The sequence below is a fragment of the Paenibacillus melissococcoides genome, from assembly GCA_944800085.1.
GTDB classification, from domain to species: domain Bacteria; phylum Bacillota; class Bacilli; order Paenibacillales; family Paenibacillaceae; genus Paenibacillus_B; species Paenibacillus_B melissococcoides.
This window is the reverse complement of sequence record CALYLO010000005.1, coordinates 443,342-458,590: the sequence shown is the minus strand read 5'-3', so window position 1 is coordinate 458,590 and position 15,249 is coordinate 443,342. Positions and strand designations below refer to the sequence as shown.

Genomic DNA, 15,249 nt, shown 5'->3' with positions numbered 1-15,249 from the left:
AGGTGATTGCGATGAATAATGCTCAATCGGCGCTGAAGGTAGCGGCCGGAATCTTTTTGACCATTGCATTGATTACGATTGTCGTCTTGCTGTTCGTCAGCGCCCAGGAGGCGACGAAGACGGCGCAAAATGAGTTCTCGTCCATACAGACGGAGCTCAGCAAAGCATCGTTTACCGTCTATGATAATACCACGGTCAGCGGTTCTCAGGTCGTGAACGCGATCCGCAAATTTTATAAGCAGGATCAGTTCGGCGTCCGTGTCATCACGGGTAAAAACAAGTCGAGTGGAAATACGGACGGGACCTACTACGGGTCGGATGTGCTTGACAACGGGACCTTCTCCAGCGCGAAGCGCAACGAAAACCTGGAGCTGGCTACGCTGGAGTCGCTGGACAGCTACGTCAACCCGAGCGGCAAATTTAAAGCCCGCGTTATCGTGGATCAGAGCAATGTGACCCGCGGCATCGTGTTCGAGCAGCAGTAAGCGGGGAATTCAGGAAGCGGCGCGTGAGCCGCGCTATCTTTATTTGTTTGGTCATTGATGGCTGCCACGCGAGCCATGCAGATGGGGGAGAATTACTATGGAAAATGCCGCCCGCATGATATCCCTTTCGGTGGCCTTTATCCTTTTTGTGGCGGCGCTATCGTTCTCTCGCGATGCGGTAACCGCCCGCAATCAGCTGCTGAACGAAGCGGATCGCATTCTTGATGAGCGGGATCCGAATCTGGCGCCCCGGCTGCAAATTCCGCCAACCTATACGGTCACGGGAGCGGCCGTGCTGCAATCGATCTACCATATTCGGGCGATAGATGCCGATATTCAAGTGGGCACGACAGAATATGGGCGGGAAGTGGACAGGGAACATATAGACGCTTCGGGAATCCGGCTGAACGGATTGTATCGGATGAAGCAGATATGGCGTCCGGACGGGAGTCTGGAGAGGGTGATATTCGATCCCCTATAGGAAGGAGAGAGCGCTATGGCTAAAGGGATCATAACATTGTTCGCCGCAGTCATTTCGTGTTATTTGATGTTCCTGTATCCGCTTGGCGCTTCATATCAGCAGCAGGAGCGACTTGATTATACGCTGGCCTATTCGTCCGTTACCGGCTTTGTCGATGCTGTCCGCGACAAAGGATTTATTACGCCGGTCATGGTCAATGAACTGAACGGCCAACTGGCGCGAACCGGCCATGTATTCGATATCGAGATGGAGCATGGCATCAAGAAATATAATCCCGTTCATATGGACCCGGCTGATGCCGGAACCTTCCAAGCGCGCTTCGAGGTGTATTATGATTTTCATTATACGGATGATTTGAACCGCGTCCTGTTCCCGAATACAGCAGCGCCGCTAACCGATCCGGGCCGGGTATATTATTTGAAGGCGGGAGATATGTTTCGCGTCGTCGTCAAAAATGTGAATCAAACCAATGGTGCCCTCATCCGCAGTTTTCTTACCCGCTCGCTTCCGGATGACTTGGCGCGCATTTCTATCCCGTACGGAGGAATGGTGCGGAATGAAGACTATTAACTCCGGTTATTTCATCGGCTTGGCGCTGTTTTTCGCCGCCATTTTCTTTCCGGCGATGCTTCTTCAGGATTGGCGGATTGGGGAGCGGGATGGCGCGCTGGAACTGACGCGCATGTATGACGGCGCTGTTCATGCCGCGGTGCAGGACGCGGCGCTCGCGCTTCATAGGAATGAATATCCGCAATATGAAGCGGGCTATGACTCGTTGAAATATTTCCGTGCGAATAAAGAACGGGCACTGGCGCAATTTTACGAGACGCTGTTCACCAATTTCGATATATCCGGTGACGCCATCGGGCAGCAGGTGCTGCTCGGATATATTCACGTTATCGCCGTGGTGGATTATGACGGCTATTGGATTCATGCATACAGCGAAATTCGCAATAGCAATCGCGAGCTGGAATCCAGGCCGCTGTGGCATGCCAAGAAGCCGTATGCCTATGCGGATGCGTCGGGGAACAGCGTGTCGTTCACCCTGGATGATTACGTCCATGCGTTCGACCCGGCGACAAAGCGCTGGTACGAAGGCAAGCGGGAGCGGGTCAATGAAGCCACGGGCAAGCGCATTCCGCTTCTGGCGGATCCCAGCCAGTTCGAGCAGGTGCGCCGGACCACTATCGTGAGCACGCTTCAGGCGGATCTGGCCTACCACATCAACCTTCACAATACGCATGCCCGCAAACTGGGGATTACATATACGTTTACGCTTCCATTGATCGGACAGGAGGATTGGAACAACACGGTCGATGACATCGGGTTTATCGCATTTATCCAGGGGCTTCCGATAGGCGTACACTACTATAATAACTATGCGTTCGGCGGTGGCCGCCTGGTTAAGCGTCCTGTCGTCTATGGAGCGATTCGGGACGGCATTCGTATCTATTACCGATCGCGGTGCGGAGAGCGAGAGGCCGTTGTGGAGACCTTCGCGAGCGAAAAGGAGGCGGCGGCGCAAGGATACTTTCCGCGGCCATGCCCGAACGGGCCATAAGGGCCGTATGGCCCTATGTTAAATTGTTGTAAAGTGATTGCGCTGTATGTAAAGTGCGTGATATCAATAAAGAAACAGAAAGAGTCTGTAGAGCTGCCTCTCCATTCGCCTTATCGATCCGGCGGCAGCGTACCATGTCAACGATTCAGGAGGCAGCGATGTCAAGTCACGGACGGCTATGGGAAGTGTTTTGGACGGCGTTAAAATTAGGGCTCACCTCATTCGGAGGTCCCGCCGCGCATATTGGTTATTTCCGGGATACGTATGTCGCCAAGCTGGGATGGGTTCGAGATGAGCAGTTCGCGGATATGAACGCGTTGAGCCAGCTTCTGCCCGGCCCTTCGAGCAGTCAATTGGGCATGGCGATTGGAATGAAGCGAGCCGGCTGGCTGGGAGGGATTGCGGCGTGGGCCGGATTCACGCTGCCATCGGCTTGTCTCTTGATTTTATTCGCCTTCGGCATCGGCTGGCTGCCAGGGGACGTTCCCGGCTGGCTGCAGGGGCTGAAGCTGGTGGCGATTCCGGTCATTATTCACGCCCTGCGCGCCATGTCGGCCCAGCTTACGCCGGACCGCTGCGCAAAACGATTGCGGCGGCCGCGGCCGCCGGGGCAGTAACGATACCTGGCACCTATGGCCAGATCGCGATAATCGGGCTGTCCGCAGCCGCCGGATGGCTGCTGCTGCGCACGCCTTCTCATCCAGAGACGGAGCCTCCGGGAAGCAGAGGAGCGCCGGAAGCGCCGCTGCCGGTTCGCTTCTCGATGGCGATGTTGCTCCTGTTCGGAGCCGGCTGTATCCTGCTTCCGTGGCTTGCGGCGGCGCTGCCCGGCCCGGCCACCAAGCTGGCGGACATGATGTTCCGCACCGGTTCGCTCGTGTTCGGGGGCGGTCATGTGATGCTTCCGCTGCTGGCGGAGGAGTTGAGCGGGGGAGGCATCATGGGCGAGTCCGCTTTGCTGGCAGGATACGGAGCCGCGCAGGCCGTTCCCGGCCCGCTGTTCACCTTCGCGGGCTTCGTCGGGGCGTCGCTGGCGCCAGGCTGGCTCGGTACGGTCTATGGCATCGTGGCGCTCGTCTTCATCTTCTTGCCCGGATATTTGCTTATCGCGGCGGCGCTGCCCTTCGCCGATTGGCTGCGGACCTGGAGCGGGGTAAGGGCCGCCCTCGGCGGGATCAATGCCGCCGTGGTCGGGCTCCTGCTGGCGGCGCTGTATCAGCCGGTATGGACGACTTCCGTGCAGGGTCCGACCCACTTTGTGATTGTTCTGATCGGGTCCCTGCTGCTGATGGCATGGAAGCTCCCGCCTTGGTCGGTCGTACTGGTCTCGGCCTTATGCGGCGCGGTATTGCTCTAAGCGTGTCATAAGCGAAAAGCAAGGGACGGCAGCGGCCTGATTTTCCAGATTGGCTGCCGTCGCTATGTAGGCTTGCGAAGGGATCGGTTGTCTCCTTGCGCAGAGAACGACGCACCCGAGCCGGATGGCTCCCGCTTAGTCACGGCTGCAGATGACGAGCAGATACCCGTCCCGAATCGTGATGGTTCCTTCCTCGGCGGCGAACTGGTTGCTGATCGCGAGCGATTGCCCGACATGCAGCGTGGCATCGGTCAGAGGATAAGCGAAGCCCGTAAGCGTAATACCGGTAACCGTCATGCTGAGCGGGAGCAGCGATATATAAGGGTAGGGCTGCCGCGGCAGAGTCAGCTCGGAATTGGTGAGCCGGATAATATTATGGGCGTCGAGAATCTGGCATGGAATGCCTTGGTCAATTCCGACCCGCAGCAGATGGATATTGCCAAGCGTATGATCCAGTCTCGTGCCGGTTGCGCCCAGCAGCGTAATCTGGCCGGGTTTCCATGCGAGCGCCGTATGGAAGGCCAGCTCGGTATCGGTATAATCTTTGTCGATTGCGTCGAAATCTTGAAAATGTTTGCTGCAGCTTCGTATCCGGTTCCGTTCCTCCTCTGTGACGGAATCGAAATCCCCAATCGCCACGTCCGGACAGATTCCATGATTGGCCAAAGTCAATGCGCCCCGATCTGCGCCGATAACGACATCCGCCTCCTTACACACGGAGAGCAGGGAGGCATCGACAATGCCGCCGGCGCAAATAACGACATGCCGAGGGCGGGGAACAGGGGGAGCTATATGCATGGTTATCCTTCCTCGTATAGTATTTCCTGAAGGCAGTTTTGAGTCTTTTTCCAGTCCTTTATAGAAACATAGAATGCCTTCAAAATTTCCAGCTTGCACATTGAAAATTAATATGGGGACTGGACTTTCCGGAATGTCTCTGGACAATGGAACTTAGGGTTCCATTCGGGGAAATTCGTCTCCCTCCTGTAGTCCAATCTACTTTTTAAGTCTGTTTCTCCGGTACTCGCTTGCACTTCTTACCCGCTGGCTGTTCCCTTCGGCAACTCATGCCCGACTGTAGCAGCGTCGGGGCAGCTCGTGAACCGAAGCGTGTTCTCATATGCGAGGGTGATTGATCGGCGAGTGCGCCGGAGACAGTCCGGAGAGTCCGTTCCCTGAATCCCTTATAGAAAGGAGGAATTCTCTTGAAGCTTTTTGTCGGTATTGACGTCAGTTCCGAAGAACTGGAAGCCTGTTTGATGAAATCGGATGGCGACACCCTGGAGACCTTCAAGACCACCAACAATCTGCACGGCGCTTCTTACTTGCGGGATCGCATCATTTCTGCTGCGGTCAAGACAGCCTGCTCTGAGGTTCATATCGGGCTTGAAGCCACATCCGTCTACAGTTGGCATCCAGCCATGTACTTGCATGAGGATGAGGCCCTTCAACAATTGAATGCCAAGGTGTTCACCATTAATCCGAAGCTGATTAACAAATTCAAAGACGCTTATGCCGACCTGGACAAAACCGATCGCATCGATGCCTGGATCATTGCAGACCGCCTGCGTTTTGGCAGACTCACGACGACTATCGTGATGCAGGAACAGTACATCGCCTTGCAGCGGCTCACTCGCATGCGATTCCATCTCGTACACAACCTTACCCGCGAGAAGCAATACTTTTTGCAAAATCTGTTCTACAAGTGCAATGCTTTTCGCGCGGAGGTGGACAGTTCCGTGTTCGGCCATGCCATCATGGAAATGCTCTCGGAAAAGTATAGTCTGGATGAGATGGCGAATATGGATGTCGCCCGTTTGGCTGACTATCTCAAGGACAAGGGGAGAAATCGTTTCCCCGATCCCGAACACGTCGCCCGCTGTATTCAAAAGGCGGCTCGGGCCTCGTACCGTCTCTCGAAGGTTGTCGAGGATTCCATTGATTTGGTGCTGGGCACCTCAATTCAGTCGATCCGGAGCATCCAGAGTCAGCTTAAAGAGCTCGACAAGGCGATTGAGCGCATTTTAGACGGCATTTCCAGCAGCCAGTGCCTCCGTTCCATTCCGGGCATTGATCGGGTCTATGCCGCAGGCATCCTGGCCGAGATCGGCGACATCGACCGCTTCACGGATCAAGCCGCCTTGGCCAAGTATGCGGGTCTGACGTGGCGCAAGCACCAATCCGGCTCCTTCGAGGCGGAAGATACAAAGCGCATTCGTTCCGGCAACCGATTCCTTCGCTACTACCTTGTTGAAGCTGCCAACTCGGTAAAAAACCGCGACCCGGAATTCGGGGAGTACTACCGGAAGAAATTCAATGAAGTCCCTAAGCATCAACACAAACGTGCCCTCGTCTTAACGGCAAGAAAACTTGTGCGTCTGGTCGATGTGCTGCTACGCAACGACCAACTCTATACGCCCAGAAGGAAGGTGAAGCCGACAGAGCAATAATGCCTTGGCTCATGAATTTTCTTCTCTAATTCCCAGTTAAATTATGGTATTTTACTTAATTTTCGACTGGGTCTAGTTTGGTGATGCCTTTTTTGGGATTGATCCTGCTGCACGCCAAGGAAATTTTCCAATTCTCATCAATCAGGGACTTGACATCATACCGCTGGACTTTATAAGACCTTCTAGCGATGAAAGTCCCGAATGATAATGATGTGTGCGTTCTAAGTATATCCGATTGTCGCCGCGAGACCAATTCCTAACGGCCTTCCTGGAACCCGGGCTTGTTATTTGTTGTCGAGATAGGTATATTTACAGGTGAAGAGCCCTAACTCAACCGAAGCTGAAAGGAGGTGTACCGCAGTGGTGAACGTATTGTTCGTCTGTCTCGGCAACATTTGCCGTTCACCGATGGCAGAGGCGATATTTCGACATGAGGTGAAGCGAGCGGGCCTGGAGCACGCGATTGCCGTCGATTCCGCAGGTACGGGAGATTGGCATATTGGCCAGCCGCCCCACCAAGGCACGCGGGCGGTACTGGATGAATGCCGCATTTCATATGAAGGCATGCTGGGCAGACAAGTAAGACCTGATGATTTCAAGGAGTTTACATATATTGTATGCATGGACAGAAGCAATGAACAGAATGTATTGGCTTGGGAAGGGGCCGAAGGAAGACAGGCGCAAGTGATGCGCTTTATGACGCTGCTTCCGGAGGAACAGGCTGAAGATGTGCCTGATCCGTACTATACCGGCAATTTTGATGAAGTATATCGGCTGATTCAGACGGGCTGCGTCCGGCTGCTGGACAAGATCGTTCAGGAGCAGGGTCTGGATCATGGCAAATCGACACCAAAGTAGTGACATACCGTTCTGTATGCCACTACTTTTTTAGGTGTCCTTTTTTAACGATACATGCCAAGGGACTATTCGAGGAAAAAGCGGAGCGCATCCGGGATATGCTGCTGCCAGAAGCCCCACTGATGCTGGCCGTCATGCTCGCTGTACTGGATATGGGCGCCTCTGTCCTCCAGAAGCTGCTTCGCCGACCGGTTCAAGGCAACAAAATCGAACACGCCCCGATCCGTCTTGAAAGCGGTCTCCTGCAGTCCGACGATCATGAACAAATGCAGCCAGGACAGGTCCGACTCTCGGGCAATCAGCTCTTGCGAATAGGGATAGTACGCACCCGACAGCGAGATGACCTGACGGAAGCGTTCCGGATGGCGAAGCGCCAGATGTAGGGAGACTGTGCCGCCCAGCGAGTCGCCCGCCAAGACGGTCTCGGTCCAATCGGTCCGCACCGGATAATGCTGCTCGATGAAGGGAACAATCTCTTCGACAAACGCGCGGGTATATGATTCAAAACGTTCCCCGTCCGGGGAATATTCAGATGTACGTATTTTTTTGTCCACGTCTACGCCGACGATAATGAAAGGCTCCATATCCTCTTCAATAATGAGTTTGTTCGCATAGGTCGCGATGCGGCCGAAGTTGAAGAAATCTTCGCCATCCTGGCAGTAGACGACCGGATAGCTCAGCATCTCCTGGTAGCCTGGAGGCAGGTACACGCGAACATGGCGATCGGCGCTCAGCAGGCTGCTTGGAATGACATGCTTGTGAATCGTTCGTTTAAGAATGGATGAATCGGACATCATTTACACCCCTTGTGCAAAATTTAGCTTTTATTGGTGAATAATATCTCTGATTGGCCAAAATGTTCTACTATAAAGAGGATGTTTGAACCTGCGCGAGAAATACAGCGATCCGCTCGCTGAGGAAATAGACGTCACGTCCCGAAGGCAAAGAACCGATTTGTGCTTAAGTTCACAATTTTGTAACAGTCTGTTATAGTACGAAATAAGACCTGTTATAACAACACCATAACAAAATGTTCACTTTTTTCGCGTTTTCTTTTGACCAATTGAGTAAAACAGGTGTATAATCATTCTATAACAGCTAAACAAAATCTTCAAACTTTTATTGAGGTGAAAACAATGAGCAAGTATCCATTTGAAGTTCAGACGGAAGATGTTCAGCCATTGTCCGTCTTGTCTCCAGAAGGAGAAATCGTGAACCCGGATCTCATGCCGGAGCTTACCGACGAACAATTGAAGGAAATCATGTACCGCATGGTGTTCACGCGGACATGGGACGAGCGTGCCATCAACTTGGGCCGCCAAGGCCGCCTCGGCTTCTATGCGCCGGTATCCGGTCAGGAAGCTTCCATGGTAGGCAGCGTGTACCCGCTTGAGAAGGAAGACTTCGTTGTGCCGGCGTACCGCGACATGCCGCAAATCGTATGGCATGGATTGCCATTGTATCAAGCATTCCTCTATTCCCGCGGACATCAGCATGGCGGACAAATTCCGGAAGGCGTCAACGTATTGATGCCGCAAATCATCATCGGCGCGCAAATCCTGCACGCGATGGGGATTGCAAAAGGCTTCAAGCTGAAAAAACAACCGAACGTAGCTATTACTTACACCGGCGACGGCGGATCTTCCGAGGGCGACTTCTATGAAGGTCTTAACTTCGCTGGCGCATACAACTTGCCGGTTATTTTCTTCGTACAGAACAACGGTTATGCAATTACGACGCCGTTCACGAAGCAGACGGCAGCGAAATCGATCGCTCACAAAGCGGTAGCGGCGGGCATTCACGGCATGCAGGTGGACGGCATGGACGTGCTCGCGGTCATCAAGGCGGTGCAAATCGCGGCCGAACGCGGACGCAAGGGAGAAGGCGCAACGCTGATCGAGTCGTTGACATACCGTTTCCGTCCTCACTCCATGGCTGACGACACAACCAAATACCGCACGAAAGACGAAGAAGCGGAATGGGCAATCAAAGATCCGATCGTACGCTTCGGCAAATATTTGGAGAAAAAGGGCCTGTGGACCGAAGAAGATACAGCCCGCGTGAAAGACGAAGCAAAAGCGAAAGTGAACGAAGAAATCAAGCGTGCGGAAAAAACGGAAAAAATGACGGTTGCCGGTCTGATCGACAGCATGTTCGAGACGACGCCGAAATATTTGGAAGAGCAAAAAGCCGATTTTCAATAAATAGCAGAACGACTTTGAACCGGATAAGCAGACAAGCAATCCGGATATCGATAGAAGTCAGTATCGCATGACCATGCGAACCAGACCGAATCAGGCAGTGTGATAACGTAAGGAGGATACGATGCAATGGCACAAATGAATATGAAAGAAGCAATTCGGGACGCAATGCGCGTGGAATTGAAGCGGGATCCGAACGTGTTGGTATTTGGGGAAGACGTCGGCCATGTCGGCGGCGTGTTCCGTGCAACGGAAGGTCTGCAAAAAGAGTTTGGCGACGAGCGCGTCTTCGATACGCCGCTGGCTGAATCCGCAATCGGCGGGATGGCTGTCGGTCTCGGCATCCAAGGCTTCCGCCCTATCGCGGAAATCCAGTTCGTCGGATTCATCTATGAAGCTCTTGATCAAATCTGCGTTCAAGCGGCGCGCATGCGCTACCGCTCCGGCGGACGCTACAACGCGCCAATCGTATTCCGCACGCCGTTCGGCGGCGGGGTAAAAGCGGCTGAGCTGCATACGGACTCGCTGGAAGGCTTGCTCGTGCAGACACCGGGCATTAAAGTAGTTATTCCTTCGAATCCATATGATGCGAAAGGATTGCTCATCTCGGCGATCCGCGACAACGACCCTGTATTCTTCATGGAACACTTGAACCTGTACCATGCTTACCGCGAAGAGGTGCCTGAAGAAGATTACACGGTTCCGCTCGGCGAAGCAAAGATCGTCCGCGAAGGCAAGGACGTTACCATCATCGCTTACGGCTTGATGGTTCATACAGCGATGAAAGCGGCGGCTGAACTGGAGAAGGAAGGCATTCAAGCGGAAGTCATCGACCTGCGCACGCTGATTCCGTTGGATATCGATACAATCGTAGCTTCGATCAAGAAGACGAACCGCGCCATCATCGTTCAAGAGGCGCAAAAAACTTCCGGCGTCGCCGCAGAAGTCATTGCCCAAATCAATGAAAAGGCGATTCTTCATCTGGAAGCGCCAGTGCTGCGGGTAACCGGTCCGGACACGGTATATCCGTTTGCCCAAATCGAGGACACTTGGCTGCCAACACCGGCCCGCATCGTAGCTGGCGTCAAAAAAGTATTGGACTTCTAAGTTAGAACCGAACAGATTTGAAGGAGGTTGTTCTTGTGGCTAAATTTGAATATCGCTTCCCGGAGCTGGGGGAAGGGCTGCATGAAGGCGAAATTATTAAAATGCACATCAAACCGGGTGACAAAGTTACCGACGACGACATCATCATGGAAGTACAGAACGATAAAGCCGTCGTTGAAGTGCCTTGTCCGGTAAACGGTACGGTGCTGGAAGTGCTGGCGAAGGACGGCCAAGTATGCCATATGGGCGAAGTCGTGGCCATCATCGATGCCGAAGGGGATATTCCGGAACAAGCGGAACCGGCCGAAGAGGCTAAGGAAGAACCTGCAGCAGCACCTGCAGCGGAAGCTCCAAAAGCGGAAGCTCCAAAAGCGGAAGGTACGGCTGCAGCGCCTAACCATGAAGTGCTGGCTACGCCAAGCGTGCGCAAGCTGGCGCGCGAATTGGGCGTGAACATCGGCGAAGTGCCTCCAACCGGCAAAAACGGCAAAGTTACGCGCGAAGATGTGGAAGCATTCGCCAATGGCGGAGCGCCTGCCGCGAAGGCTGAAGCGCCTCAAGCCGCTGCGGAAGCGAAAGCAGCGCCTGCCGCTCCAGCAGCTACCGGCCGCGAAGCCGAAGAAGAGCGCGTGCCGTTCAAGGGCATCCGCAAAGCCATCTCCAATGCGATGGTCAAATCGGCTTACACGGCGCCGCATGTTACAATCATGGACGAAGTGGACGTTACGGAGCTGGTTGCATTCCGTACCCGCTTGAAGCCGATGATGGAGAAGAAAGGCACGAAAGTAACCTACCTTCCGTTCATCGTCAAAGCGCTCGTTGCCGCTTGCCGTCAGTTCCCGGCCATGAACGCAATGATCGACGAAGCGAACAACGAGATCGTGTACAAAAAGTACTACAACATCGGTATCGCTACCGACACAGACAACGGTCTGATCGTTCCGGTTATCAATGATGCGGATCGCCGCAGCATCTGGATGATCGCCGACAGCATCAAGGATCTGGCTGCTCGCGGACGCGAAGGCAAGCTCGGCCCGAACGAATTGAAAGGCAGCACGATCACGATTACGAACATCGGTTCCGCAGGCGGCATGTTCTTCACTCCAATCATCAACTTCCCGGAAGTTGCGATTTTGGGTACCGGCCGCATTACGGAAAAACCGGTCGTGAAGAACGGCGAAATCGTGGCAGCGCCAGTAATGGCCTTGTCTCTCAGCTTCGACCACCGTCTGATCGACGGGGCAACGGCACAAAACTTTATGAACTATATCAAGCAGCTGCTAGCTAATCCAGAGCTGCTTGTCATGGAGGTGTAACCGGACATGGTAGTAGGAGACGCATCTTTGAACATTGATACTCTGGTTATTGGAGCAGGACCGGGCGGTTATGTGGCAGCGATTCGCGCTGCCCAACTCGGCCAAAGCGTGCTTATCGTAGATAAATCGGCTGTCGGCGGCGTATGTCTGAACCGCGGCTGTATTCCTTCCAAGGCATTGATCAGCGCAGCTCATCAATATGAAGTGACTCAGCATGCTTCCGCCATCGGCATCACGGCTGAAAATGTAAAAGTCGACTTCAAAAAAGTGCAAGAATTCAAGGGCGGCGTCGTGAAAAAGCTGACCGGCGGCGTTGGCGCGCTGCTGAAAGCGAATAAAGTTCAAGTATTCAACGGCGAGTGCATGTTCATCAACGAAAATGAAGCGCGCGTATTCAACGATCAAGAAGCGCCTCGCTACAAGTTCAAGAACTGCATCATCGCAACGGGTTCCCGTCCAATCGAATTGAAGGCTTTCCCGTTCGGCGGACGCATTCTGTCCTCGACAGAAGCTCTGGAGTTGCAGGAAATTCCGAAGTCGATGATCGTCATCGGCGGCGGCTACATCGGCGCGGAGCTTGGCCAAATGTACTCCAAGTTCGGCACGAAAGTCACGATTATCGAGGGCGCGGACATGGTGCTCCCAGGCTTCGATAAAGATATGACGCAGCTTGTCGCGAAAAACATGAAGAAATCCAATGTGGAAATCTTCACGGGCGCGAAAGCGGAGAGCGCTACGCAAACCGATAAAGACGTTACCGTCAAATTCACGGTTAAAGGCGAAACCAAAGAAGTAACTGCAGAATACCTGCTCGTAACGGTTGGCCGCCGTCCGAACACCGATGGCGAGCTTGGCCTCGATATGATCGGCGTCAAAATGACCGACCGCGGCCTGGTCGAAGTCGACCACCAAGGACGCACCAGCATTCCTCACATCTTCGCAATTGGCGATATCGTTGCTGGTCCAGCTCTGGCGCATAAAGCTTCTTACGAAGGCAAGGTTGCGGCGGAAGCCATCGCGGGCATGCCTAGCGTGGTTGACTACAAGTGCATTCCTGCCGTATGCTTCACCGATCCGGAGTGCGCAAGCGTAGGCTTGTCTGAAGCGGAAGCGAAGGAAAAAGGCCACAACGTCAAAGCCGGCAAGTTCCCATACGCGGCGAACGGACGCGCGCTGTCCCTCGGCGGCAACGCGGAAGGCTTCGTCAAGATCGTGGCTGACGCGGATACGGGCGTCGTGCTCGGTTCCCAAATCGTCGGCGCGGAAGCATCCAACCTGATCGCGGAAATGGGCTTGGCTGTAGAAATGGCGGCAACGCTGGAAGACCTGGCGCTTACGATCCATGCTCACCCAACGCTTGGCGAAATCGTGATGGAAGCTGCGGAAGTCGTGCTTGGACATCCGATCCACACAGTAGCGAAGTAAGAGTAACGATTTCATGTTTTAATCATGCCGTACTCCTGCTCCAGGAGCGTTCTGTATTCTTTCTGTTACGGTTCTATTCGATATGAATTTGCTTTGTGCCCTCGCAGCGCGATGCTGCGGGGGATTTTTTTATGAGGAGCAAAGATTACTCTTCCCTCCCCGTAACTCCTTATTGACTAACCTTCTCCAACGTTGTAAATTAAATGTAAGCTCGATATAGTCATTAGTGAATAGAATGTAGCTTTGAATGAGGGAAGAATTTCGTTTCCTTATCGAACTGCATTCTTTTTGTTTTTTGAAAGGTAGTCACACCGCAGATTTGGGCTATAAACCAGTTGGCGGAAACAAATCTAAGAACAGGATGAAAACAATGGCGTTTAGCGATTAGTCATTAGAAGCCGTTACCGTTACTACTATTTATAGTAAAGCAGGTGCGGAAATGCAGATAGCGGAACAAAAGGAAGATCATCACGCCGTGTATGTGGGCGGCGGGACCTTAACGATCGGGCAGGTCGTTGAGGTCGCCCGCTTCCATGCCAAGGTGGAGCTGCGCGAAGAGAGCATCTGCTGCATGGCGAAGAGCAGGGCTTATGTGGAATCGCTGTTGCGGGAGAAAAAAGTGGTGTACGGCTTGACAACCGGCTTCGGGAAGTTTTGCGATATGTATATTTCCGGCGAGGATGTCAAAGCGCTGCAACTGAATCTGATTCGAAGCCACGCGTGCGGAATTGGCGAGCCGTTCTCGCTTGAAATCGCGCGAGCGATTATGCTGCTGCGAGTGAATGCGCTTGCGCTCGGCTACTCCGGTATCCGTCCGGAAGTGGTGCGATTGATGGCCGGCATGCTGAACGAGGGGGTAACGCCGGTCATCCCCGAGAAAGGCTCGCTCGGCGCAAGCGGCGATTTGGCGCCGCTGTCCCATTTGGCGCTCGTGCTCGTCGGCGAGGGCGAAGCTTATTATCAGGGCAAGCGGATGCCGGGCGGTCAGGCGATGCAGCTTGCCGGGCTTGTTCCCGTCACGCTGGAGGCGAAGGAGGGCCTAGCCCTGATCAACGGAACGCAGGCGATGACGGCGGTAGGCGCGTTGGCTTGCCACGATGCCATGAATCTGGCGAACTGGGCCGACTGCACGCTTGCATTGACTTGTGAAGCGCTCTTCGCCGTCCGGGACGCCTTCGATCCTTTGACTCACCTCATCCGCCCGCATCAAGGACAGCGTCAATCCGCCGAAAATGTTATCCGGTTGACCTCCGGCAGCAATTTCATCACAAGCCAGGGGGAGCGGAGGGTGCAGGATGCCTATTCCTTGCGCTGCGCGCCGCAGGTTCACGGGGCAAGCCGGGATGCGCTGGCCTATATTGCCGGCAAGCTGGAAATCGAAATCAATTCCGCAACGGATAATCCTCTTATTTTTGTGGATGAGGGGAGAGTGATCTCGGGCGGGAATTTTCATGGGCAGCCGATCGCTCTGGCGATGGACCATCTGTCGGTCAGCGCGGCGGAGCTGGCCAACATTTCCGAACGGCGGATCGAAAGGCTGGTCAACCCTTACTTGAATGAGCAGCTTCCGCCTTTTCTAACGAATAATGGCGGGCTTCAATCCGGGTTCATGATCGCGCAGTATGCAGCCGCGTCCGTCGTGTCCGAGAATAAGGCGCTCGCTCATCCGGCCAGCGTCGATTCCATTCCGTCCTCGGGCAACCAAGAGGATCATGTCAGCATGGGAACCATCGCCGCCCGTAAAGCGAAGCAGATCATTGAGAACGCTTACTCTGTGCTTGCCATTGAGCTGCTGTGCGGAGCGCAAGCGGCTGATTTCCGCGATCCGCGGGGGCTTGGGCTCGGGACCAAATGGCTCTATGACCAATGCCGCAAGCTTGTCCCGGCCGTCGAGACGGATCGTGCGCTTGCCGATGATTTTCAGAAGGTGGCGGACTGGATGAGGCAGACCGATGCCGCCGCGAGCCTTGCGGACGTAGTCAAGCTTCAATAGGAGGACATGGATGCA

The 15,249-nt window shown here is 54.1% G+C and carries 15 protein-coding genes; 13 read left to right on the top strand and 2 right to left on the bottom strand.

Annotated features, from left to right (window positions below):
• The first annotated feature begins 11 nt into the window (after positions 1–11).
• The 6 genes from OCY70_RS19990 (at position 12) to OCY70_RS36585 (ending at position 3,884) form a co-directional block, all read left to right on the top strand.
• Positions 12–485, top strand: a complete 474-nt coding sequence (locus tag OCY70_RS19990; protein WP_213429383.1) for an ABC transporter permease — start codon at positions 12–14, stop codon at positions 483–485.
• 97 nt (positions 486–582) lie between these two features.
• Positions 583–966 (top strand): enoyl-CoA hydratase, encoded by a 384-nt coding sequence (locus OCY70_RS19985; RefSeq protein ID WP_213429384.1) that lies wholly within the window; start codon positions 583–585, stop codon positions 964–966.
• A gap of 15 nt (positions 967–981) precedes the next feature.
• A complete protein-coding gene (locus OCY70_RS19980; RefSeq protein WP_261945118.1) occupies positions 982–1,536 on the top strand; it encodes a hypothetical protein in 555 nt (184 codons plus the stop codon).
• Entirely contained in the window at positions 1,523–2,527 is a 1,005-nt protein-coding gene (locus OCY70_RS19975; protein WP_213429386.1) for a hypothetical protein, read from the top strand. Before OCY70_RS19980 ends, OCY70_RS19975 begins: the two co-directional genes overlap by 14 nt.
• 158 nt (positions 2,528–2,685) lie before the next feature.
• The gene (locus OCY70_RS36590; protein WP_306433955.1) at positions 2,686–3,144 is read left to right on the top strand and encodes a chromate transporter; all 459 of its coding nucleotides are present in this window, start codon (positions 2,686–2,688) and stop codon (positions 3,142–3,144) included.
• A 146-nt stretch (positions 3,145–3,290) separates the two neighbouring features.
• The gene (locus OCY70_RS36585; RefSeq protein ID WP_315973927.1) at positions 3,291–3,884 is read left to right on the top strand and encodes a chromate transporter; all 594 of its coding nucleotides are present in this window, start codon (positions 3,291–3,293) and stop codon (positions 3,882–3,884) included.
• A gap of 135 nt (positions 3,885–4,019) precedes the next feature.
• Here the strand turns inward: OCY70_RS36585 and OCY70_RS19965 are convergent, their stop codons facing one another.
• Entirely contained in the window at positions 4,020–4,682 is a 663-nt protein-coding gene (locus OCY70_RS19965) for a thiamine diphosphokinase (RefSeq protein WP_213429387.1), read from the bottom strand.
• Positions 4,683–5,089: 407 nt separating this feature from the next.
• Here OCY70_RS19965 and OCY70_RS19960 point away from each other — a divergent pair, with 407 nt between their 5' ends.
• Positions 5,090–6,334 (top strand): IS110 family transposase, encoded by a 1,245-nt coding sequence (locus tag OCY70_RS19960; RefSeq protein ID WP_261944499.1) that lies wholly within the window; start codon positions 5,090–5,092, stop codon positions 6,332–6,334.
• A 360-nt stretch (positions 6,335–6,694) separates the two neighbouring features.
• Positions 6,695–7,192: a low molecular weight protein-tyrosine-phosphatase gene (locus OCY70_RS19955; protein WP_213426317.1), complete on the top strand. Its 498-nt coding sequence runs from the start codon at positions 6,695–6,697 to the stop codon at positions 7,190–7,192.
• Between the two features lie 65 nt (positions 7,193–7,257).
• On the opposite strand, the gene OCY70_RS19950 is transcribed toward OCY70_RS19955, so the two are convergent.
• Positions 7,258–7,986 carry an alpha/beta hydrolase gene (locus tag OCY70_RS19950; RefSeq protein WP_197256334.1) on the bottom strand — a complete coding sequence of 243 codons (729 nt, stop codon included), beginning with the start codon at positions 7,984–7,986 and terminating at the stop codon, positions 7,258–7,260.
• Positions 7,987–8,328: 342 nt separating this feature from the next.
• On the opposite strand from OCY70_RS19950, the gene pdhA reads away from it, so the two are divergent.
• The 5 genes from pdhA to hutH all read left to right on the top strand — a co-directional run bounded on the left by pdhA (position 8,329) and on the right by hutH (position 15,234).
• Positions 8,329–9,396 carry a pyruvate dehydrogenase (acetyl-transferring) E1 component subunit alpha gene (gene pdhA / locus OCY70_RS19945; RefSeq protein ID WP_168182900.1) on the top strand — a complete coding sequence of 356 codons (1,068 nt, stop codon included), beginning with the start codon at positions 8,329–8,331 and terminating at the stop codon, positions 9,394–9,396.
• 126 nt (positions 9,397–9,522) lie between these two features.
• The gene (locus OCY70_RS19940) at positions 9,523–10,500 is read left to right on the top strand and encodes an alpha-ketoacid dehydrogenase subunit beta (protein ID WP_213426318.1); all 978 of its coding nucleotides are present in this window, start codon (positions 9,523–9,525) and stop codon (positions 10,498–10,500) included.
• A 35-nt stretch (positions 10,501–10,535) separates the two neighbouring features.
• Positions 10,536–11,816 carry a dihydrolipoamide acetyltransferase family protein gene (locus OCY70_RS19935; RefSeq protein WP_213426319.1) on the top strand — a complete coding sequence of 427 codons (1,281 nt, stop codon included), beginning with the start codon at positions 10,536–10,538 and terminating at the stop codon, positions 11,814–11,816.
• A gap of 6 nt (positions 11,817–11,822) precedes the next feature.
• A complete protein-coding gene (gene lpdA, locus OCY70_RS19930) occupies positions 11,823–13,241 on the top strand; it encodes a dihydrolipoyl dehydrogenase (RefSeq protein WP_213426320.1) in 1,419 nt (472 codons plus the stop codon).
• A 439-nt stretch (positions 13,242–13,680) separates the two neighbouring features.
• Positions 13,681–15,234 carry a histidine ammonia-lyase gene (gene hutH, locus OCY70_RS19925; protein WP_213426321.1) on the top strand — a complete coding sequence of 518 codons (1,554 nt, stop codon included), beginning with the start codon at positions 13,681–13,683 and terminating at the stop codon, positions 15,232–15,234.
• The last annotated feature ends 15 nt before the right edge of the window (positions 15,235–15,249 follow it).